The organism is Vibrio sp. Y51_MX_L26 (assembly GCF_024181935.1).
In the GTDB taxonomy this organism is placed as follows: Bacteria; Pseudomonadota; Gammaproteobacteria; order Enterobacterales; family Vibrionaceae; genus Vibrio; species Vibrio diabolicus.
The window spans coordinates 191,165-213,316 of the sequence record NZ_JAMZAS010000007.1 but is presented as its reverse complement, the minus strand read 5'-3'; the positions used below and the strand labels follow the sequence as shown (position 1 = coordinate 213,316).

The window sequence follows — 22,152 nt, the reverse complement described above, 5'->3', positions numbered from 1 at the left end:
CCCCATCAACCCTGTCATCCCCACCAACTCCGACAACCCTATCAACCCCGTCAGTTGGCTGTCATGTCATGCGGGTAATCAGGTGATGTGATTTTGCTGGTGGATATGGGCGTAATTCGGGGCAGGGTTTCTATGTTGATTGCGCGGGAAGATTGCGTCAGACCTTCGCTCATAATCGATTGGTCCCCAGTTCAAGTCTGGGAGGGGCCACCAAATTCCAGAAGGTTAGTAAGCGTAGTGTTTACTAACCTTTTTTTGTACCTGACGATTTTGGGTCAGGTAATGGGTCAGGTAAGCCCCGATCACGCACTCTTCTCTGTCTTCTTCCAATACTAATCTGAATACTACGCTGTTGCCAAATATCCCTTCTGGCTGATGAATATCTTTCATAGAGAACAAAGAGAGGTATTAAACTCGCAAACCAACCATGAGTGACTTAAATTGCACTTATAGATAATTTCTTATACAGTCACTACAAAAGTAACTTATAGTGAACTTATATATTAAGACGAACCCAATAGTGACAAAAGTACATTAAAAGGCACTTATGAAAAAAGGTAAGATGGTAAAGGCACAACCTATGCCTGATTTGAATACCGAGTTCAGTATGGAAACACTGGGGAGCGCCATTCGCTCAAAGCGCACCGATAGAGGCTGGCGTATTGATGATCTCGCTTCAAAAGCCAACTTATCTCGTAGAACCGTCATGAAGGTAGAAAAAGGCGATACCAGTGTCACCTTTGCCAATGTACTCGTCCTCATGGACATCTTAGGACTATCGCTACGCCTTATCGATTTAAACATATTTGTTCGTCCACACAGCCAGATAACCTCCCAAGCTGAAAACAGCGTGAGAAGCAATGAGGACGGTTGGTATGAGTAAGTTACAACAGTTAGACGTGTTTATCGGTACGAATACCAAAATTGGTCGTTTGATTCTTCCTGCAATGAAGATAATGAATTCTAATTTACGTGTGAAGATGATTGGATTCTAAACAGAGAGTGAGTATCTGCTCGAAGCCACGATTGGAGACCTTGGTGTAAAAATTGAAGATGTACTGAAAATTTAAAGGATAGTGAGACTTGAGGAACAAGGTTAATCGACCAGTATTGTAAGGTTCTGTTCATTGCCATATGCGCTTCACACCATGTAATATAGAGCACAAATCAACGCATTTTTGGATTCTGAAATGCGAACATCATAAAAAACAACTGGAAAAACTTACCATAATGGTAAATAATCAACTCAACGTTAGTGCTTTTGAACAGGAACCACCTACTGCCACAACAGATAAACGTATCCATATCGATGGACCATTGTATATGGTAGACGACGTTCTAAAAATTCTCGAATCTGAGGGAAATACGACTATCCCTTGGACACGCAAGTGTATACACAATATAGAATCACTTGCACTTGATACTGACGATATCCAAAATTTATTAAGACAAGCCATAACCCAAGGCCAATACGTGAATTCTGAGTGGTGCGTTCAAAAGCCAACTGGACCTTGGGCAGCATGTGATAGCTACCGCTTACAAAGAGAGGAATGGCGAGAGCATGCATATAAGTATATGAGCTGTAATTATTATGTAAAATTTGCGATTGGTAAGACAGGTAAAATTCTATTACTTGTGTCATGCCACGTCTCGCAATAAGGATTGAGCAATGACAACTAAAATTTGTCCGATCTGCGAACAAGGCCACTTGAGTACCCAAGAAGAAATTATCCATGTTGAACATATGGGACAGCATGGTTCAATTTCTAGTCAATTTTCAACTTGTGATGTATGTGGAAGTGAACAAGCAACCCCTGCAAATGCTCGTTTTAATAAACGTGCAATGATTGCTTTCAAAAAGCAAGTTCAAGGCCTTTTGACAGGCGTTGAAGTGCGCGAACTTCGTAAGGGTTGGGGTCTCAGCCAAGAGGATGCTGCAAAAATATTTGGTGGCGGCCCTGTGGCATTTTCAAAATACGAGTCTGATGATGTAATACAGTCCGAAGCTATGGATAGGCTCATCAGGGTAGCTCGCGATGTTCCAGCCTCTCTCGATAAGCTGATGGCAAATGCAGGCGTTAAGCGTCAAATAGCTACCGACTGGACGACTGTAGCAATAGTAAATTTCCACGATAAATTAAATATCAAGCGAACTCATGTAGTGCGTCAACATGAGTTTGGTTTAGAGGCAAATTATGGCTACTAAAAATAGTAACCACTTACAGAAAGCCATTGAAAATCTGGTTATTGAAGATGTGTATCAGAAAAGTACAAGAGCATTCTGTGCAGACGATTTTGATACTAAATCATATAGTGAAATTGAACACCTTCACATCCAACAGATGCACGTTGTACACAAGAGCGAAACGATTCAGATTGAAGATGATGGTGAATTACTTCGTGTATTCGTGCGACTTGGCACACGATGGATCGTTCCATCAGAAGATGCTGAGAAACCAGATATAAAAGCTGCTATTGAAAGTGATTTTATAGCAGAATACAGAATAAAATCTCCTTTAGAACAAGAATGTATCGATGAGTTTTCATTGAAAAACGCTAGCTACCATGTTTGGCCATACTGGCGAGAATATTTAAGTTCCCAATGTGAGCGCATGAGATTACCAAGAGTTGTCCTTCCTACCGTACAGTTCACTAAATAACTAAGCCAAACCAGTGCTAACTGCACTGGTTTTTAGCCGCTAGATCGATTTCCCCCCAAAGCCACTTACGGACATAAAAACATCCTATTGCCACATAAAGTAAGCGGTATTTAGGCGAACTATATTTATCTAAGCATTCTATTTTACTAGAAACCAATAAAGGGGTAGGCGTTTCAGAATAGAATTGTTATTAATATATTTACCATCAGAGGGTTCAGAACTAAGAGAGCTTTTTTATCTATCAATGAAATGAGCAAACTTTAGTTTTTTTGATGATTTGAGCGAGAACAGTGTTCTCACAGTAGCATTCTTCTCTGCCAGCCAGACTCAATAGGTTAACTTTTATGTTATGAGAACACCCTTCTATACGGTTAAACTGCTTGAACCCTCACTCATATTCAACAGTCGCAAGTGTAGCGACACTTAGGATACGCAGAGCAACCATAGAAACTTTTACCCGCATTACGACCTTTTTTAGCAACACGAATCACAAGGTTAGACTGGCAGTTTGGGCAAACCTTGGAATGAGGCTCGGGTGCAGGCTCACCAATGACTGGCTTATTCATAAAGCTGCGTCCATCTTCAATCATGTGGACTAGCTCGCTACCATTAACCAACCACATGCGCTTCTCTTGAGCAAAGGCGATGGCTTCAGAAGTAAAATCTCCCGATGTTACGATGATCATTTTGCTAGCACGATTGTCGATCATCACACCATACATTTCTCTTAAGACTTGAACTCCGACTTTTCTAGCTTTCCAGTGCTTACATTGTACAAGACTCAACTCACCGTCTTTAGTTAACCAAATATCTACCCCACCATCGGCCTGCTTTGAGAAAGATTGTTTAACGTCGTAGCCTTGCTGCTTAAAGTACTCGCCAATGTAGCTTTCAAATTCAATCCAACTGAGGGAATTAAGCGGAGTCGTGTTTTTGTGTGCTCTGATTTGAGACGTCGTCGCAAGATAATTATGCTTTCGCTGATACTGCTTAAAGAATGCAATGGGAGCAGGAATTAAAAACAAAAAAGCAAAATACGGTGCCATTTGCGGAAGATTCGGCCCAATGGCATTGAAGATGAAGTTATCACTGCGAGCCGCTAAACCTGGCAATAGGAAAGATAAACCAACATAAATGCCTGCTGAGAACAAGATACTCACCCACCACGGCGCATCCATCAAATGCCAAATAATTCCATCATTTTTCCGAGCCATAACTCCTCCCAATAAGCATCAAAATGCATTAAAGCACAATTGCCAGACCTAATACATAGAGTTAAATCATGTATTTAGTGGGAGAACAAACAGCTAGAACATTGTTCTAGCAAGAGCATTTTTATTTATTAATTAAATGACCAAACTTTAGTTTTTGATGATGTGAGCGAGAACAGTGTTCTCGCAGTAGCGTTTGAACGCTACCAGCCTTTGCCTATATACCCAAACACGAGTCGGATAATACCTAACTCTGTCTTTCGCCATTCGGAGAACATCGTTCTCCGTTCAACTAATGAAGATTTGAGAAGAAAGTGGCTCCCTGAGATAGACAAAAGCAGGAACAAGGTTCCTGCAAGAGCATTTTTATTCGTGTTATTAATCATGTAAACAATGACTTACTTTATATTTACGAAGGTTAAGCGAGAACACTGTTCTCGCAGTAACAAGTGCATCTATTTTTGTTCTTCTAGCCATCGTTCAATATCTTTTCTCTGCCACCCAACAACTCTAGAACTAAGCGTAACAACGGGTGGTATTTTTCCATCTCGACGCCAGCGCCACAAAGTACTTACGCTTACCCCGATCTCTTTCGCTAACTGCTCTTGTCTTACAAACATTTTATTACCTTTATTTCTCTATTATTTAGTCGCATCTTAGATTCTCATCGCCCAACTCATAATATAGAATAAGCAACAAACCATATTGACATGATAACGAATGGACTTAGATCAAAAGCGCAATGCATTGAGAGTACAGCTAGAAACAGCAATTAATGACTTAAAAAAACAGGCCGAATATCGAGGTTGTAAAATTGCTCAGCGACGTCGTTCTGGGTATTTATACGCTGTTGATGCCGCTCGGAACATTGTTCTGGAAACGTGGTTTACCAAGTTACTCAGACAACATGGAACCATACTCAAAAAGTACAGCAGTTCTAATGCTATCCATCTTGCCGAGATCATCGAAAGTTATGGTGGATTAAATAAAACAATTAAACTTATTGAAACGGTGCTAGCTTTACGTGGATTCGGTCTTCATACTCAACAACGTATCGATTATATGGATCAAGTACTGTGGGGGTTAAAAGATTTACGTTCACTCACGCCACAGCACCAAGAAGAAGCGATACGCTGGAACAGTGTTCTACCTTACTGCGCACTATGCTGGCGTCTACGCAGCCGATCTCACTACTACTGCGAAAAACACCATCCCATTAAGTCCACTAAACTTTATAAACAGCAAAAATACGCAGTTATCACTGCATTGAAACACCTGCCCAACCAGAACAGCACTGCTTACGAAAAGTATCTTGCACAGCCTAACAAACAGAAAAAGTTAGGACGACAACTGTATGATCTGGTCAGCGGCTATGCGCCGCATCCACGAGTATTTCTACGTCACTGTAAAGATAGCGCTATGTCAGGGGACTGGATCACACTATCAAAGAACATTGTTCAGACATGTAAAGTAAACTACCCAGCGAGCTATAAAAAAATAAATCAGATCAAGTCAGATGATTTTGGTCAATGGTCATCATGGTGTATCGCGATAGTGAGATGTTTAGATTCTAAAGAACCAAACGCGTGGAGTGATAAAGAGTGCCTAACGCTTTTCAATGAGTTGAATACTTGGACCACACTGATTGGGATCTTGCATCGCTTCGAATGTGTAGAACGAATCAATAGCATTGAAACTAAGCGTGGCCCAGACGTTGGATATGGAGCCAATCTAGAACAACACCAGTTGATCAAAGAGCTGTTAAAACAACAACTAGCAACGAATAGCAAAACTAACTTAAGTGATATCGCCAGAACGCTTGGGCTTAGCAGACAACGCATACACCAGATCATTAAAAAACATCAATTGCTCTCCTAAGCAGCAAAGTAACTGTTCAAAAAACAATCAAATTTATTTTACATTTTTAATTATTAAATCAAATAAAAATCATAAATATAATTACGAATAATTTAATTATTAAATTTAGCCAAGATAATTATGGCAATAAAATAGTTTTTACTTGTTGACTTTTTCATGTTATAACTATTATAACTGTTATAATTATTATAAATTTATAATTCTAATATAACGTTAATCTATTAAAATTTGGATTCTTAAACGGAATGTTCTAATTTTTAGGTCTAAATTTTAGTGCCACCATTGGCACATTCGCTGCCAATCCTGACACTTCCTCTGCCACTACTGGCAGTCTCGTTGCCAATCTTGGCAAAAAAATGTGCCACGCAATTTTGGTTTAAAAAACTTAGGCAAACATACAGTGCATTATTTTAATAAATAAAAAGCAAAATTTTGTGTTTATTATTTTCTATATATTAGATTCAAAGTAAAGAAAACATTTAATTTAAACCACATCCCAGATCAAGAGTATATTTTTGATAATATATCAGTGGTATTGGGGAATTTTCAGAAAGTTCTTCTAATCGAACAAAGGCTGCCACTGTTCGGCAACACCTTCTACTGATTAGCCTCATTACAAAACTCTCACTGCACACATAAACCTATTGATGGCAGCATATTCAGAGCCTTCGCCTTAGAGACTCATACATACCGTTACACACTTCACTGATAAGTCAGTATCTTTTCTGCTTTTATGCATCCTTTGGTATAGTCATGAAATGCATTTGTACTGAGCTGGCTAATCGCATGGAATCGACAATCAATAAATCAAAGCTATCTGAAACCGACATCATCACGAAATTCATTCTTCCTGCTATCAAAGATGCAGGATGGGATGATATGTCTCAAATCCGTCAAGAAGTTAAACTGCGTGACGGTAAGGTCATTGTTCGTGGTCAGGCAGCGGCGAGGAAAAAGGTTAAGTCTGCGGACATCGTCCTTTACCATAAACCGAGCATGCCTCTAGCCGTTGTCGAAGCAAAAGCGAATAAGCATGAAATCGGCAAAGGTATGCAACAAGGTCTAGATTACGCCAGCTTACTTGAAGTCCCTTTTGTCTTTGCCTCAAATGGCGACGGTTTTATCTTCCACGACAAAACCAACCCAGCTCAACTCGAAACTGAAATTCGACTTGAAGACTTCCCGACACCTCAGCAACTATGGGACAAGTACTGCGTTTGGAAAGGCTACAAAACCGAGCACCTTCCAGTTATTACTCAAGATTACCATGATGATGGTAGCGGTAAGTCTCCGCGCTACTATCAGCTACAAGCGATAAACAAAACCGTGGAAGCGGTCGCAGCAGGACAAGACCGAGTACTCTTGGTTATGGCAACGGGTACGGGCAAAACTTACACTGCATTCCAGATTATTTGGCGACTATGGAAGTCCCGAGCCAAAAAACGCATCCTATTTTTGGCGGACAGAAACATTCTGGTCGATCAAACTAAGACCAACGACTTCCAGCCGTTTGGCACCGCTATGACCAAAGTCACAGGGAGAAGCGTCGATCCTGCTTACGAAATTCATCTAGCTCTGTATCAAGCTCTGACAGGCCCAGAAGAGCACCAAAAAGCATACAAACAGGTCGATCCTGATTTCTTTGACCTTATTGTCGTTGACGAGTGCCATCGTGGCAGTGCCGCTGAAGACAGCGCATGGCGCGAGATTCTTGAGTATTTCGGTTCAGCGACTCAAATAGGGCTAACCGCGACACCGAAAGAAACCGATATCGTGTCTAACACCGAGTACTTTGGCGATGCCATTTATACCTACTCGCTAAAGCAAGGTATTGAAGACGGTTTCTTAGCCCCTTACAAAGTTGTGCGTGTAGATATCGATGTAGATTTACAAGGTTGGCGACCAACAAAAGGACAAGTCGATAAACATGGTGAAGTCATCGAAGACAGGATCTATAACCAGAAAGACTTCGACAGAACTATGGTCATTGATGAACGAACAGAACTGGTTGCACAGACCATCACCAGCTATCTCAAGCGCACCGACCCCATGGCGAAGACCATTGTGTTCTGTAATGACATTGACCATGCAGAGCGTATGCGTCGGGCACTAATCAACTGCAACCCTGAGCAAGTTGCAAAGAATGATAAATACGTAATGAAAATCACTGGTGATGATGAAATAGGCAAAGCTCAGCTCGATAACTTCATCAACCCCAAAAAGGCTTACCCTGTAATCGCGACCACCTCAGAACTTATGACAACAGGTGTCGATGCAAAAACTTGTAAACTGGTTGTTCTTGACCAGGGCATTCAGTCGATGACCAAGTTTAAGCAGATCATCGGTCGTGGTACTCGTATTGATGATCGTTACGGAAAGCTATGGTTTACCATTCTCGACTTTAAAAAGGCGACAGAACTGTTCGCGGATGAGCGCTTTGATGGTGTCCCTGAGCGAGTTAAAGAGACAAAACCAGAAGACTTCGAAACCGATGAAGGACTCGATGAGATTATCGATGGTGAGGATGAGCTTGAACAAGATGATCCATTTGAAGGGGAAGATATCGACCCTGAAAGCATACAAGAACCAGAAGCTCCATACGACTATAGTTCATCTCCTTCAGGTGCTAGCAATCCCGATGATGATTGGCAGGATGAAAACCGAGTTAGAAAGTTCCATGTCAACGGTGTAACGGTGAAAGCCATTGCCGAACGTGTTCAATACTACGATTCCGACGGTAAACTCGTAACCGAATCGTTCAAAGACTATACCCGCAAGACGATGGCAAAACAGTTCACCTCAATGGATGACTTTGTTAAGCGCTGGCAAGATGCCGATAAAAAGCAAGCAATCATTGATGAACTGGCAGAGGAAGGCATCATCTGGGAAGCGTTAGAGCTGGAAGTCGGCAAAGATCTCGATCCATTCGACATGATTTGTCATGTCGTGTATGACCAACCAGCACTCACCAGAAAAGAACGCGCTGACAACGTCAAAAAGCGCAACTACTTCACTAAGTACGGTGAAACGGCTCAGCAGGTGTTGAATAACCTACTGGACAAGTACGCAGACGAAGGCGTTCAAGAGATTGAGAATATTCATGTACTCAAAGTTAAGCCTTTTGACGAGATGGGACGCCCTGCTGAAATCGTCAAAAAGTGCTTTGGCGGAAAAGAGCAGTACTTAGAAGCGATTTCTGAACTGGAAGCTGAGATTTATCAATCTGCTTAATCACCATTTAAACCAAGCTAGAGCTTCTTTAGCTTGGTTAGTGACCTCAAGTCATCATGCATATCTATATTTTTGGTAACCTAAATTCAGGTAAAACAACGTTAAGCAAACAAATACAAGGACGTTTGCCTGAGTTCATTTATTTATCGTTAGATGAGTATCGAATTCGCTTTGGCGATGGAACCGAGCAAGGTGAGCAACTTGCTTGTGAGCATTTCCTCGCTGCGGTTAAACAACAGGAAAACGCGATTGTTGAACTTACAGGATACGGTCAAACAGCTAGCCTTCTTACCAGTCAATTAGATAGGAAAACAGGCATACTAATCTGTTGTACTAGAGATATTGAGCAGAGCATCAATGCAATTGATGACGAGAAATACTCAGAAATCCCTTACCCATCGTGCTACAAAAAACTGCAAGCTGTTGATGAAACGATTAGATTTTTGAAAGATAAAATCATACCGACGGAACTAGAAACTCGCTGGCAAAGACAAATTTGGCAGTCTTACTGCTTTGACTTCTCTGAGAACTTTGATGCCTTCTGGGCGGACTTCCCATTATCTCAACACACTTGGGTCAGAAAACTTTATAAAGTATTGAGCACAGATACAAGTGTATCTACAGCTCTACTTTACGGAAGTTTGGGCGCTAATCAGTTAACAAAGCGCTCCGATATCGATTTATTTATTCAGTCATCGATTTCGGTTCAGAGTTGGCATGAAAGACTCCTCAGATTGTTCGGTGCACAATTGGCTCATACCGATATTTTAGGGTCGAAAATCACTCTTAGAACACAAGAGCGTTTGCTTATAGAAATCGTTATAGGCCAATCGCTGTCTGACATTTCTCTTTATTATCGCGAGTCACAAATCTACAACGTTCACTTCACTATTTTAAAGGGTGAGCTTGGCCTTGCAGAACAATTAGACGCAGTTACCAAAACACATACAAGCGAGCGAAAGCAAGCCAAAGAGTTGGCCGCTCAGGTTTACTTTTTGTTTTGCTCCTTACCGAACCTTATCGCTAACAACGACAGTTACAAGTACCACTTTCACTGCTCTATCATCCAGCACTATTGTGTTCAGCTAGAACATTTATTGCTAAGTGAGTTTAAACACAACTACCTTCCCAAACATGCCGCTACAACATTGATTGATTTCCCATGGCAAGTATTTAACTGCTCAGCAACTCATATCAATACAGTGCAATATACTGAACTTTATCAGTACCTAATCTCACTGTTCGAACGGCTTAGAAAGAAACAACTGATTAAAAGTAATGGCTATTTCTCTGTGGAGAGTCGCTTTCTCCACGAGATCTCTAGTGAAGATAACAAGGCTTAAAAATTGAAAAATCATCAAATAAAAACAATCAACTACCAACTGTGGCTAGTGCTGATTCTGACAAGCTTAATACCATTAATCTACTCAACTACACGAATCCATTTCTTGGGCAGCATCCCTAGCCCATGGACTTTTAGTATTGCAGCACAAGTTGCATGGCTAAATGTAGGATATGAAGTCCTCAGCGAAGCATTACTTATCCCTCTAGCATTTATTCTAGGCAGAGTGATTCATAGTAATGAAGCTTTTCACGAACGAGCCAGTCTATCTCTTTTGGTTACCTTAATTTGCTACTTTGTGGTGACCTTAATGGTATTGTGGCTAGCCCCGAACTTTGTAGATGCTATGCAGCAACAGGCTGAATTATTGGCCCAAACGATCCAATACATTCGATTGGAATCTGCCGCTATTCTGCTCTCCAGCTTCTATGCTTTTTTGTCTTTAGTTCTCGTCCTAAGAAATGAACGAAAGGCGCTGTATGGTCTCCTAATAGTACAAATGCTCATGACTGTCCTTTGTGACAGCGTCTTCGTCAGTCAACTACCTTACTCCCTTCAGTTAGGAGTGAATGGCATTGCTCTGAGTAATATCGTAGTCAATAGTCTTCTCGCACTATTTGCCCTGATTTATTTATCGAAATCAGGGATCACTCTGAGCTTCAAGTTTTCTAAAGGAGATCAATCGCAATGGCTCAAAGAATGGGCAAAGATTGGATGGAAGTCAGGGCTTGAGTCACTCGTGCGAAATACTGCCTTTATCGTCATGATTCTTCAGCTTATTAACCAAGTACAACAAGCGGGAACATTCTGGGTTGCTAATCAATTTATTTGGGGCTGGCTACTACTTCCCGTTTTGACATTAGGGCAACTGGTTAAGCAAGATGCTGCGACAAACAATGGATTAACATCTGAGCGAGTCAATGGCTACCTTTGGATAACGTTAGGAATTATTGCTGTTTGGATACTCACCGCACCGCTTTGGAACAGCTTTATAGCCAATGTCATGGGGATAGAAAACCCAGAATCAATCACCAGTCTAGTTTGGCTAATGGTTGGGTTCTATGTGATTTTCAGTTTAAACAATGTCATAGACAGTTACTTTTATGGTATTGGACGCACGGATTTAATGCTGTATCAATCACTTATCGTAAACACCTTGTTTTACGGTTGTGCTTTTGTGCTCTATCAAATCGGTATCTTTGTACCTACGCTTGAACGAATCGCCATAATGTTCGGCTTGGGCATTACTGCTGATGCGCTAATCACTTGGGTGTTGTACCTTGCCTTACGGAGCAAAGAGAGCATGAATCAACAACCAGAAAGCCATTAATTTATATATTTACCACAGATATAAATGCCCACTAACCTCCACCGTTATTGGGCATCACATCTCCCCCTTTTCAGTACTCACATTGACGTAGAAATGCTATAATCTGCCCCAATTTTTTTCAGTCATTTAGTAGTAGAACTCCATGTCAATCAGTTCAGTTATCAAGTCTATTCAAGACATCATGCGTAAAGATGCGGGTGTTGATGGTGACGCGCAGCGTCTAGGTCAAATGTCGTGGCTTTTATTCCTTAAAGTGTTTGATGCTCAAGAGGAAGAGCTAGAGTTCGAGTTAGATGATTACCGCGAACCCATCCCAACGAAATACCTATGGCGTAACTGGGCGGCAGATAACCAAGGCATTACAGGTGATGAGCTGCTGGAATTCATCAATGATGACCTATTCCCGACGTTAAAAAATCTAACCGCACCGAAAGACACCAACCCACGCGGTTTTGTGGTGAAAGAAGCCTTTAGTGATGCCTTCAACTACATGAAAAATGGCACACTGCTTCGCCAAGTGATTAACAAGCTCAATGAAATCGACTTTACTGACTCTAAAGAACGCCACCTGTTTGGTGATATCTATGAACAAATCCTACGCGATCTTCAAAGCGCAGGTAATGCGGGTGAGTTCTATACCCCTCGCGCGGTGACTCGTTTTATCGTCAACAGACTGGATCCAAAGCTAGGTGAACAAATTATGGATCCTGCCTGCGGCACGGGCGGATTTCTGGCTTGCTCGTTCGATCACGTCAAAGAGAACTACGTGACAAGCGCAGCCGACCACCAAACACTGCAAAAGCAAATCCATGGTGTAGAGAAGAAACAACTGCCACACTTGCTGTGTATCACCAATATGATGCTCCACGGCATCGAAGTCCCTGTGCAGATCAAGCACGGCAACACGCTTAACAAGCCGCTTTCAAACTGGGATAGCAATATCAATGTGATTGCGACTAACCCACCGTTTGGCGGTACAGAAGAGGACGGGATTGAAAAGAACTTCCCTGCCGAAATGCAAACTCGTGAAACCGCCGATCTGTTCTTGCAGCTTATTGTCGAAGTATTGGATAAAGATGGTCGCGCTGGTGTGGTGTTGCCTGATGGCACCTTATTTGGTGAAGGTGTAAAAACCAAAATTAAAAAGATGCTGACGGAAGAGTGTAACCTGCACACGATTATTCGCTTACCTAATGGCGTGTTCAACCCATACACGGGCATTAAGACCAACATTCTATTTTTCACCAAAGGCCAACCGACCAAAGAAGTGTGGTTCTATGAGCACCCTTACCCAGAAGGCGTGAAGAACTACAGCAAAACCAAACCGATGAAGTTTGAGGAGTTCCAGCAAGAGATCGATTGGTGGGGTAACGAGGCCGATGGATTCTCTAGCCGCATCGAGACCAAGCAAGCTTGGAAAGTGTCGATTGAGGATATTATCGAGCGCAACTTTAACCTTGATATTAAAAACCCGTATCAGGACGAAGTCGTCAGCCATGATCCTGAAGAGTTACTGGCGAACTATCAGCAGCAACAACAAGACATTAAAGCACTGCGTGACCAACTGAAAGGCATTCTCGGTGATGCGCTTAGCTCTACCATTCAAGGTAAAAAGCAAGGTGGAGAACAATAATGGCTGTAGAAAACCTGATCACCGAGCATATTGATATTTGGACTTCGGCAGTAAAGACCAAATCGACCTCTGGTCGCGGTAGCAGCAAGAAACTAGAGCTTTATGGGATTAAGAAGCTGCGCAAGCTTATTCTTGAACTAGCGGTTCACGGGAAATTAGTTCCACAAGACCCCAATGATGAGCCAGCAGATATATTGGTTCAAAGAATCATGGCTAAGAAGAAAGAACTTCTAGCAGATGGCACCTTAAAAAAAACAAAGAAAAGCAAAGTTCACGATGCAATAATTTCCGCCGAGGAATTACCTCTAGGATGGGTTGCTGCTGATTTTGGAGACATAACTTTCAACCTTGACGCACAAAGAATACCGCTATCAGTAAGTGAACGAAAAGGACGTCAAGGGATCTATGACTACTATGGTGCTTCGGGAGTAATAGACTCGATTGATGCGTATCTATTTGATAAACCGCTTCTCTTGATAGGGGAAGATGGTGCAAACTTAGTAAATAGGAGCACCCCTATAGCATTTATGGCTCGCGGAAAATACTGGGTTAATAATCATGCACACGTTATAGATGGTATTAGTGAAGACTTTTTAATCTACCTTAGCTTGTATATTAACTCGATTTCACTTATTCCATATATAACTGGTATTGCCCAGCCCAAAATGAACCAAGCGAAAATGAACTCGATCTTGGTATTACTTCCACCTGAAAAAGAACAACACCGCATCGTCGCCAAGGTCGATGAATTAATGGCGCTTTGCGACAAGCTTGAGCAACAAACCGAAAGCAGTATTGAAGCGCATCAAGTGCTGGTAACGACTCTGTTGGACACACTCACCAACTCTGCCGATGCTAACGAGTTAATGCAAAACTGGGCGCGAATCAGTGAGCATTTCGATACTTTGTTCACCACTGAAGAGTGTATCGACCAGCTTAAACAAACCATCCTACAACTGGCTGTGATGGGTAAGTTGGTTCCGCAAGATCCAAGTGATGAACCTGCTGCTGAGTTACTGAAAAGAATTGCGGAAGAAAAAGCACAGTTAGTTAAAGAGAAGAAAATCAAAAAGCAAAAAGCCCTACCGCCGATTGCTGAAGATGAAAAGCCGTTTGAACTGCCGAATGGATGGAGTTTTTCAAGGCTCGAAAGCTTAAGTGAATTAATAACTAAAGGATCGTCTCCTAAATGGCAAGGTGTCAGTTATACAGAAAATCCTGAAGATGTCCTTTTTGTTACAAGTGAAAATGTAGGTGCATTTAAGCTTTTATTGGATAATGAAAAGTACGTAGAAAAAAAATTCAATGACATAGAGCCTCGTTCAATTCTAAAGCAAGATGATTTTTTAATGAATATTGTAGGGGCATCGATTGGAAGAACAGCATTATTTGATAGCGATCGTGTAGCTAATATTAATCAAGCAGTATGCCTTATTCGCATACTTGCTCATGAACTGATACCCGAATTTTTCCTGATTTTCTTCAATAGCCGAATCTGCATCTCTTATATGTATGATAAACAAGTAGATAATGCTAGGCCAAACTTGAGTATGAGTAATATATCTAAGTTTGTTATTCCTATTCCTCCAGTGAGAGAACAAAAACTTGTTGTTGCTATGGTTAATCATTTTATGGATGTCTGCGATCAACTTAAAACTCGATTAAAAGAGTCCCAAATCACTCAACTACATCTGACTGATGCTATTGTCGAACAGGCGGTATAACCATGAGCCTATACAATATCGCCAATAAAAACCTCACCGCACTGACACCGACCACTTTTGCAGCCGAAGGGCTGCAAGAGCGGCACGATTTACAAGAAGCGCTGAAAGGCTGTATTGATGCCATCGCTCCTGACTGTTTGGTGATATCAGAGGAGTTTTCAGACTGGGAAGACAGCCGCCGCCGTATCGACCTGTTAGCCATCGACAAAAATGCCAACTTAGTCGTCATCGAGCTTAAGCGGGATGAAATCGGGGCGCATATGGAACTTCAAGCGCTACGCTATGCCGCAATGATCTCTACCATGACGTTCGACAAAGCATGTGACTACTATGCCCAGTACTTGAAGAAAGAAGGTCTAGAGATCGAGGCCCGCGAAGCCATCCTAGAGTTTGTCGATCTTGATGAGAACAGCTTGGATGACTTTGGTAACGATGTGCGAATCGTTCTAGCCTCAGCAGACTTCGGTAAAGAACTCACCACTTCTGTGTTATGGCTGCGTGATAAAGGCGTCGATATCAGTTGTGTGCGCCTCACGCCCTATCGCTACAAAGAAGATGTACTGATCAATGCTGAGCAGATCATCCCTGTTCCAGAAGTGGAAGAGTACCAAGTGAAGTTCCGCGAGAAGCGTGCCGAGCAGCGCACAAGCGTTCAAAAAGGCGAAAAAGATTACTCGGAGTACCGCTATAGCGGTCATACCTATAAAAAGCGTCACCTCGCGCTAGCGTTAGTCACGGACTGGATCGAGAAGCATCAGCCACAAAGCCTGAATGATGTACTCAACGCATTTAACGAGCCAGTAAGACGACGCATTGCCATCCTAGCAGATGATATCCCTCAAGGTAGAATTCGCCGCTTCCACAGCGATGAGGACGCGCTGATTACCCTGCCTAACGACGAGGTGATAGCCATCACCAACCAATGGAGCCTAAGCAATATCACTCGATTGATTCACTTTGCAGAGCAAAGTGGCATGGTTGTAGAAAAAGCAGACTGATTCAGCTACCCAAAGTCTCAAGTAACAAGCTTTGAGTAGAACATCGTTCTCCTCGAAGCATTTTTTATTTGTTAATCAAATACTCAATCTTTAGGTTTTGATGATTTGAGCGAGAACAGTGTTCTCGCAGTATCAATCACCAGCTCACCAATACCGTTTGCAACACTCGCGACTCAGGGAACATTGTTCCAATATTTAGAATATCCCTACTATAAGATCTATAAAATCATGGATGAGCAAAGCCTTGGGTCAATACGACCTTTTGCTAAATAAGCTCATAGCATAGTCATATTAATTAAGATCCATCCACTTAAAAAGTCAAAAATATAGTTTTTATTATACATAAAAAACTTTTTAGTCAAGTTGAAAAAACACTTGATTAAGAAAAAACATTCTAATATATTAAATCCCGTAGCAAGAAGCAGAGCTTCTATCTAGAAAGTGGCTTAAAGATATATTTAAACTAATATTACTTAACCTTTAAAAGTAAAAATAATTTCTTCCACCTCACTGGTGGCTTAAAGAAAATTTAGTTTTAATACAATTAAATGTATCACTATTTTATCCACTAATAGATGGTTACACTTCCGCGCCAACTGGCGGTTAAGCGTTGGATAAAAAGGTCGAGTTTATCTCGGCCTTTTTATTATTAATTGCAAAACTACTCTTCAGGACTTTTAATTAATTATATTTTTAGAAGGCTAGTTGTTGAGTATTAATTATTAACTCCACAAACACTACTCTCTGAAAGCCTCTCTTATTAAAAGAAAGGTTCTCTGACTTATCATTCGGAACATTGTTCTTCCACAGTTTTTTATTGATTAATTAAATACCCAATCTTTACTATTTTAAGATTGCGATAAGAACATTGTTCCAAGTAAACATCATCTCACTGTCGAGATAGTTATTCACATAAAATCAAAACAGGTGTTACTTAAAAGCTAGCGTCAGATAAGGCAATACATACGCTTTGAGCTTAGACTCTATCTGTTCCACTGTTTTTAGTTGAGCTGGTAGAACATTGTTCATAGGAGTTTCAACATCTATAACAGTGACCATTCCACTCGCTCGTGGTACCGTTTTTTTCGTTACCACTACTAGTGCTTCGGCTTCACTTTCAACGGTATCTAGTGCACTTAATAGAGCGTCACATTGAGATATTTGCGGTGTGTAACGAATCAAAAATCGGGTAGGGTTTATTGGGCTTACGAACACTTCCCGAGCAAGTTCTGCTGTTTCGTGGTAAAAGTATCGTTCTACTACATCTCCAATTGCTACCTTCCAACCTTGTTGAATGGCCGCAGTCGTTGTCGGCATCCAAAACTTAGAGAAATTCTCTCTCTGTTCTCTTGGCACATTACGTGTCAGATCGCCAATCACTGGGTGAGCAGGAACAAATCCCATGCTCTTAAAACCATCTCGTAATTCTTTGACGATTGGATTGGAGTCTTCGCATAACAAAGGGTAAATATCACGCCACAAATAATGAGGCCTTTCTATCGGCGATAGATACTTAGGATGGCTCGTAACTTGGTATGAAGGCGACAGTAACTCAGAGCGAATATAAATCACATGATCCACAGGCAATTGCAGATATCGCTCCAATTGTAAAAGGTTGCCACTCTCAACATTACCGATCGTTTCGGCAGCATCGAGTTTATTTTCACAAAGAACAATTGAACCATCACTTAATATCAAACGCATGTCTGGTCGGCATCCAGGATAGATAACTTGTGTCTCGACCTTGCTGATCAACCTGCTATCTTCGTCTCCAAAAATCAACCTGACAAATGCACGACTGAAACGTTCTGAAGACCTTAACGCCGCAGCGAAGAACTCAGTTAAATGATCCTCTTTTGCTACCGTTAGTTTTTGAGTATTGATGAATAAGCCCACAAGCATCCCTTTCTGTCAGCGCCGTTTCCTAGCAAAAAGGTTATCCGATTTTCCAGTCAGAACAATGTTCTTGTATCAAATATCAGCGTGATATCTTAGTAGCCTTGCTCTAAGCAAGAACAAGGTTCTTGCAATATCGTTAACCTCTTAACGAGTAATTACTTCTGGCAGAACTCAACTCAACCTAACAGTATCATGGAACATTGTTCTCATTGAACTCTTTCAGTTAGCCGCTTGTTCCAATGCCGCTTGACCGTCGGAATGGAGATACCAAGAGCATTTGCTGTTTTGGATTGACTCAGTCCTCTTACCCTACATTCTTGAACTTTTTGAGTTGTACTGATAGCTTCTGGTCGGCCAATCCGCTTACCCTCAGATTTAGCCCTAGCTTGCCCTTCCAACGTCCGTTCCCGAATACGGTTTCGCTCAAACTCAGCAAATGCTGAGAACATTTGTAGCATCAATCGTCCCTCTGCTGAGCTTAGATCAGCGGTCGGCAGATCCAGAGAAATTGGCGTAACACCTTTTTCTAACAGCATACTGATCGTATGCTGAACATCGATGTTATCTCTTCCAAGTCGATCAAGCTTTAGTACCACCAGTTTGTCCCCTGGTTCAAGTTTATGCTCAATCAACATTTTGAACTCACGTCGTTCAGTTGCAGGTACACTCCCCGAAACCGTCTCATGAACAATTCGGTGCTCCTGAATATCGTAGCCAGCATTCCGAATGGCTAAAATCTGATTTGAAACTGTTTGCTCACTAGTCGATACACGACAATAAGCGAATGTCCGTCCCATACTCCCCACAATAGCCCCCTTTTTGGCATCACAACTAGTATCAGAAAACGGATGTTTGTTGATACTACAGGGGTGTTTACATCTCGCTAAAGTTGACTAGTTAAGTCGATAATTAAGGCAAACCACCTTTGCCTTAATAAAAATCGAGTAAATAAATTATTACGCATAGATAAAAATCATTACTCTAAAGTTATTTATATATAATAAAAAACAAACTCAGTTAAAAAACCTTGACATTAAAATCCAACATAAAAAATTAAATTTTATTTATTTAATTTTTTATGTTATAACTATTATAACTGTTATAACTATTATAAAGTTATAATTCTAATATAAGGTTAGCTTTTACAAAAATGAAGGTTAAACCCAAATAAGTCTAAATTATTGCAGAAATTCTTCTGCCACTACTGGCACTTTCAATGCCAGTAGTGGCACATTGCTTGCCAGTCTTGGCAAATTCTCTTGCCACGAGCTTTGATGACGGAATTTTTAAGGCTTTCATCATTTGCCTGACACAAGCTCACAGGCTTTAACGTTGTGCAAAAAAAGAACAACGTTAGAACACGTTGAATGTCTCATTTTTCCTTGACTTATAACGGTTACAACCATATAAGCCAGGCACTCGGCATTCTTTATCTTCCTTAATAGGTTGTCTTTTTAAACGAACTTGAGGAACATTGTTCTTTTCATCTAAATTAATAAAGTTTGCTCTACGTAATGCTTCTTCATCCGAAATATCGTTATAAACGACTTGAAATCTATTTGGCTTAGTTTCACGTTCTTCTCTTGCAGAGAGATAACTCATTTCACGATTACGTTTAGAATAAACCAAAACTTGAGACATATCGACAACCCTCTTAATATATATAGATAAATTCAATGACTATTATATTTATCAAGTAATATTCTCTTTGTAAAGGACCTTTAACCACTATTTTAAAAATAACATTAACATTTGATTATTAAATAAAAATCGTTTGATTTTTTAATTATTAAATTAGAGAAGCAATAATTAGTTAAACTCCTACCCAAATGAAAAAGATCGGACTCTGGGCTATTAGTGTTGCGATTATCCTCCTCAAAGAATCATATTTATCATCATAGATTCCGAGTTAGGATCCTAACCGAGAATAGGGAACCAGCTTCTGACTATTGGTGCTGCCATTTCCTTACCTCAAAACAACCATAATCATCCCCATAAATTCCGAGTTAGGATCCTAACCGAGAATAAAGAACAGATTCTGACTATTGGTGACGCTATTCCCCCTCCTCAAAGAACCATATTCATCATAATTCCGAGTTAGGATCCTAACTCGGAAAAACCAATCAGGGATCAGGAAGGGTATTAGCGATCACCAGTTGCTATCTTCAACCATAAGTGTACAAAAATATATGTCATACTTACTTTTTATGGCTACTTATGAGCATTGACGTGAAGATTGAGGTTGCATTGGAGCGCCTGCATAAATTTGACGGGCGAGGTATACACGTTTATCGAAAGAGTGATCTCAGGAGATTATTTTTTGATGATTCACTTACAGCATTCCAGCAAAGTTTACCTCGTTTGGTGAAAGCTGGAGTACTAGAGCGGGTATGCAACGGTGTTTATGTATTCTCATACAGTCGTCATAAGGGCGGTTATACTATTGAATACATTGCCAAATGCTTGCGACGAGGAGAGTACAACTACATCTCTCTAGAATCGGCGCTTTCAGAATACAGTGTTATTTCCCAAGTAATGCTTGATCGAATTACGATCATGACGACTGGACGCAAGGGAGAGTTTAAGACACCTTACGGCGTTATCGAATTCACACATACGAAACGTGATGATATTGACATTATCAGCAATACCATAACTTCAGGCCGTCCCTTGCGGATTGCGAAGAAAGAAGCTGCAATTCGAGATTTGAAAAGGGTTGGCAGAAACACACACTTGATAGTGATGAATCATGATTAAGGCTGATTTGGGTACTCCCAAAAACCACACAACTCACTTTTGGACAAAAGTTTGCAGTGCTTTCCCTAAATTAGCATTTAGCGGATAATCTGAGGTATTGCAAATACCTCTTATCTATTGGCCAAATCAACTCATCCACTACAGTTCGAGTTAATCCGTCATGTGGCGGAGATCTTATACGTCGTACTGTTTCTTAGCTATGAAGACTTCCGACGAAACCGTTTTTGGATGATAACCCTGTCCCTTAGGTTGCACGATAAACTGCAATGAGTCCGACAAAGCTACAGGATTCTCTTCATAATCGTCACCAATGTACATTTGGTCTGAGAAAGGGGATATTGCATAAGCAAGATGTTCGACAAGTGTATCTCGATTAGAGAACTCACTTTCTTCTAAATTGATCATCTGCGCAATGATTGCACTATCGATGAAAGTGCCACTTAGCCAGTTAGATGTCGAAGCATAACCTGCACACCAACGTAAATTATTGGCAGTGGTGAAGACTTCGATTAACTCAGTATTCCCCCCGACGAAACATGAACCGAACATAACCCCTGTTATGTTGTACTGTTTTGATTTCATGCCAATAGCGAAAAGAATATCCTCTAACTTCATATTACCTATTTTCTTCTTGTACCCATGAGCTGCAATATAGACAATAGTGTTAGAAAACCTGACTTTACAAAGACATTCTAAGGCATATTCAAAGCTCTTTTTGTCATAAAAATCAGCATGGTAAACTTCTGTATCCCCTGCCAATTTTGCAACACCTTCAATAAAAGGCACAACACTTGAACGGTTAGAGTCACTATCATCCAATTCCCATGGACTTTCCAGCACCAGTATTCCCCGATTGGCACTATGTCTTGCCATCTTTAGTTCCTTTTAAAAAATTTTGGTATTCATTAAAGTTAAATTTGCAGCCATCATCTGAGCAAATCGTAAGGTAAGCTCAAAGCTTGAAAAATAGGCTTTGAGCTTCTTAGCTATTCGCAGCGTCAATATTGAAGAGTTTTTTCCTAATTATCAATATTATAATACCAAAATCGCTAGGTAGGCCGTTCACTTTTAAGTTATTAACCAGATTGCCATACAGTGTCATTTCCCAAGTGATGATTGACCGAATTACGATCATGACGACTGGACGCAAGGGGGGAGTTTAGGACCTCATATGGCGTTATCGAGTTCACACACACGAAACGTGATAATATTGACATTATCAACAATACCATAACTTCAGATCGGCCCCTGCGAATTGCTAATAAAGAGACATCAATTCGTGATCTAAAAAGAGTTGGAAGAAACACACACTGAATTGTGACGAATCAGGATTAAGCAGATGCGGGCACTCCCAAAAACTGCACAAATCATTTCTGGAGAGACTGTAAATAGTCCTTTGTAATTGTCGGGGTGACATATAATCACTCAGTCTGTCTTAGAACATAACCATCATATCAAGCACCAAATTACACCAAGAATATTACCGACC

Annotated in this window: 17 protein-coding genes and 1 pseudogene; 12 read left to right on the top strand and 6 right to left on the bottom strand. The window is 40.9% G+C overall.

What is annotated here, in order from left to right:
* The first annotated feature begins 547 nt into the window (after positions 1-547).
* From NL645_RS16200 to NL645_RS16190, 3 genes are all read left to right on the top strand, one after another.
* Entirely contained in the window at positions 548-883 is a 336-nt protein-coding gene (locus NL645_RS16200; RefSeq protein WP_025500616.1) for a helix-turn-helix domain-containing protein, read from the top strand.
* A gap of 786 nt (positions 884-1,669) precedes the next feature.
* Positions 1,670-2,206, top strand: coding sequence for a type II toxin-antitoxin system MqsA family antitoxin (locus NL645_RS16195; protein WP_025500614.1), 537 nt, complete (start codon positions 1,670-1,672; stop codon positions 2,204-2,206).
* On the top strand, positions 2,196-2,660 hold the full coding sequence (locus NL645_RS16190) for a hypothetical protein (protein WP_025500613.1): 465 nt from the start codon (positions 2,196-2,198) through the stop codon (positions 2,658-2,660). Before NL645_RS16195 ends, NL645_RS16190 begins: the two co-directional genes overlap by 11 nt.
* A gap of 398 nt (positions 2,661-3,058) precedes the next feature.
* Here the strand turns inward: NL645_RS16190 and NL645_RS16185 are convergent, their stop codons facing one another.
* Positions 3,059-3,874 (bottom strand): restriction endonuclease, encoded by an 816-nt coding sequence (locus NL645_RS16185; RefSeq protein ID WP_005480548.1) that lies wholly within the window; start codon positions 3,872-3,874, stop codon positions 3,059-3,061.
* Between the two features lie 452 nt (positions 3,875-4,326).
* A complete protein-coding gene (locus NL645_RS16180) occupies positions 4,327-4,491 on the bottom strand; it encodes an AlpA family transcriptional regulator (protein WP_025591867.1) in 165 nt (54 codons plus the stop codon).
* Between the two features lie 100 nt (positions 4,492-4,591).
* Between NL645_RS16180 and NL645_RS16175 the strand changes: the two genes are divergently transcribed.
* The 7 genes from NL645_RS16175 (at position 4,592) to NL645_RS16145 (ending at position 16,007) form a co-directional block, all read left to right on the top strand.
* Complete coding sequence (locus NL645_RS16175; RefSeq protein WP_253652036.1) at positions 4,592-5,749, top strand: MarR family transcriptional regulator; 1,158 nt, start codon at positions 4,592-4,594, stop codon at positions 5,747-5,749.
* Positions 5,750-6,535: 786 nt separating this feature from the next.
* A complete protein-coding gene (hsdR, locus tag NL645_RS16170; protein ID WP_140292462.1) occupies positions 6,536-8,980 on the top strand; it encodes an EcoAI/FtnUII family type I restriction enzme subunit R in 2,445 nt (814 codons plus the stop codon).
* 56 nt (positions 8,981-9,036) lie between these two features.
* Complete coding sequence (locus NL645_RS16165) at positions 9,037-10,323, top strand: hypothetical protein (RefSeq protein WP_078580891.1); 1,287 nt, start codon at positions 9,037-9,039, stop codon at positions 10,321-10,323.
* 3 nt (positions 10,324-10,326) lie between these two features.
* Positions 10,327-11,652 (top strand): MATE family Na+-driven efflux transporter, encoded by a 1,326-nt coding sequence (locus NL645_RS16160; RefSeq protein WP_253652034.1) that lies wholly within the window; start codon positions 10,327-10,329, stop codon positions 11,650-11,652.
* Between the two features lie 142 nt (positions 11,653-11,794).
* Positions 11,795-13,285, top strand: coding sequence for an N-6 DNA methylase (locus tag NL645_RS16155; protein WP_086587226.1), 1,491 nt, complete (start codon positions 11,795-11,797; stop codon positions 13,283-13,285).
* Entirely contained in the window at positions 13,285-15,009 is a 1,725-nt protein-coding gene (locus NL645_RS16150; RefSeq protein WP_086587227.1) for a restriction endonuclease subunit S, read from the top strand. The genes NL645_RS16155 and NL645_RS16150 overlap by 1 nt, the downstream gene beginning before the upstream one ends.
* 2 nt (positions 15,010-15,011) lie before the next feature.
* On the top strand, positions 15,012-16,007 hold the full coding sequence (locus NL645_RS16145; RefSeq protein WP_140104346.1) for a hypothetical protein: 996 nt from the start codon (positions 15,012-15,014) through the stop codon (positions 16,005-16,007).
* Between the two features lie 930 nt (positions 16,008-16,937).
* On the opposite strand, the gene NL645_RS16140 is transcribed toward NL645_RS16145, so the two are convergent.
* From NL645_RS16140 to NL645_RS16130, 3 genes are all read right to left on the bottom strand, one after another.
* A complete protein-coding gene (locus tag NL645_RS16140) occupies positions 16,938-17,909 on the bottom strand; it encodes a hypothetical protein (protein WP_253652033.1) in 972 nt (323 codons plus the stop codon).
* Between the two features lie 203 nt (positions 17,910-18,112).
* Positions 18,113-18,703: a recombinase family protein gene (locus tag NL645_RS16135; protein WP_001963163.1), complete on the bottom strand. Its 591-nt coding sequence runs from the start codon at positions 18,701-18,703 to the stop codon at positions 18,113-18,115.
* 556 nt (positions 18,704-19,259) lie between these two features.
* Positions 19,260-19,547, bottom strand: a complete 288-nt coding sequence (locus tag NL645_RS16130; RefSeq protein ID WP_253652032.1) for a hypothetical protein — start codon at positions 19,545-19,547, stop codon at positions 19,260-19,262.
* A 576-nt stretch (positions 19,548-20,123) separates the two neighbouring features.
* Between NL645_RS16130 and NL645_RS16125 the strand changes: the two genes are divergently transcribed.
* Complete coding sequence (locus NL645_RS16125) at positions 20,124-20,663, top strand: hypothetical protein (RefSeq protein ID WP_253652031.1); 540 nt, start codon at positions 20,124-20,126, stop codon at positions 20,661-20,663.
* A 174-nt stretch (positions 20,664-20,837) separates the two neighbouring features.
* Here the strand turns inward: NL645_RS16125 and NL645_RS16120 are convergent, their stop codons facing one another.
* Complete coding sequence (locus NL645_RS16120; protein ID WP_213869531.1) at positions 20,838-21,536, bottom strand: hypothetical protein; 699 nt, start codon at positions 21,534-21,536, stop codon at positions 20,838-20,840.
* A 218-nt stretch (positions 21,537-21,754) separates the two neighbouring features.
* Between NL645_RS16120 and NL645_RS16115 the strand changes: the two are divergent.
* Positions 21,755-21,977, top strand: a pseudogene (locus NL645_RS16115) (hypothetical protein); the annotation flags it as partial.
* Positions 21,978-22,152: the final 175 nt, after the last annotated feature.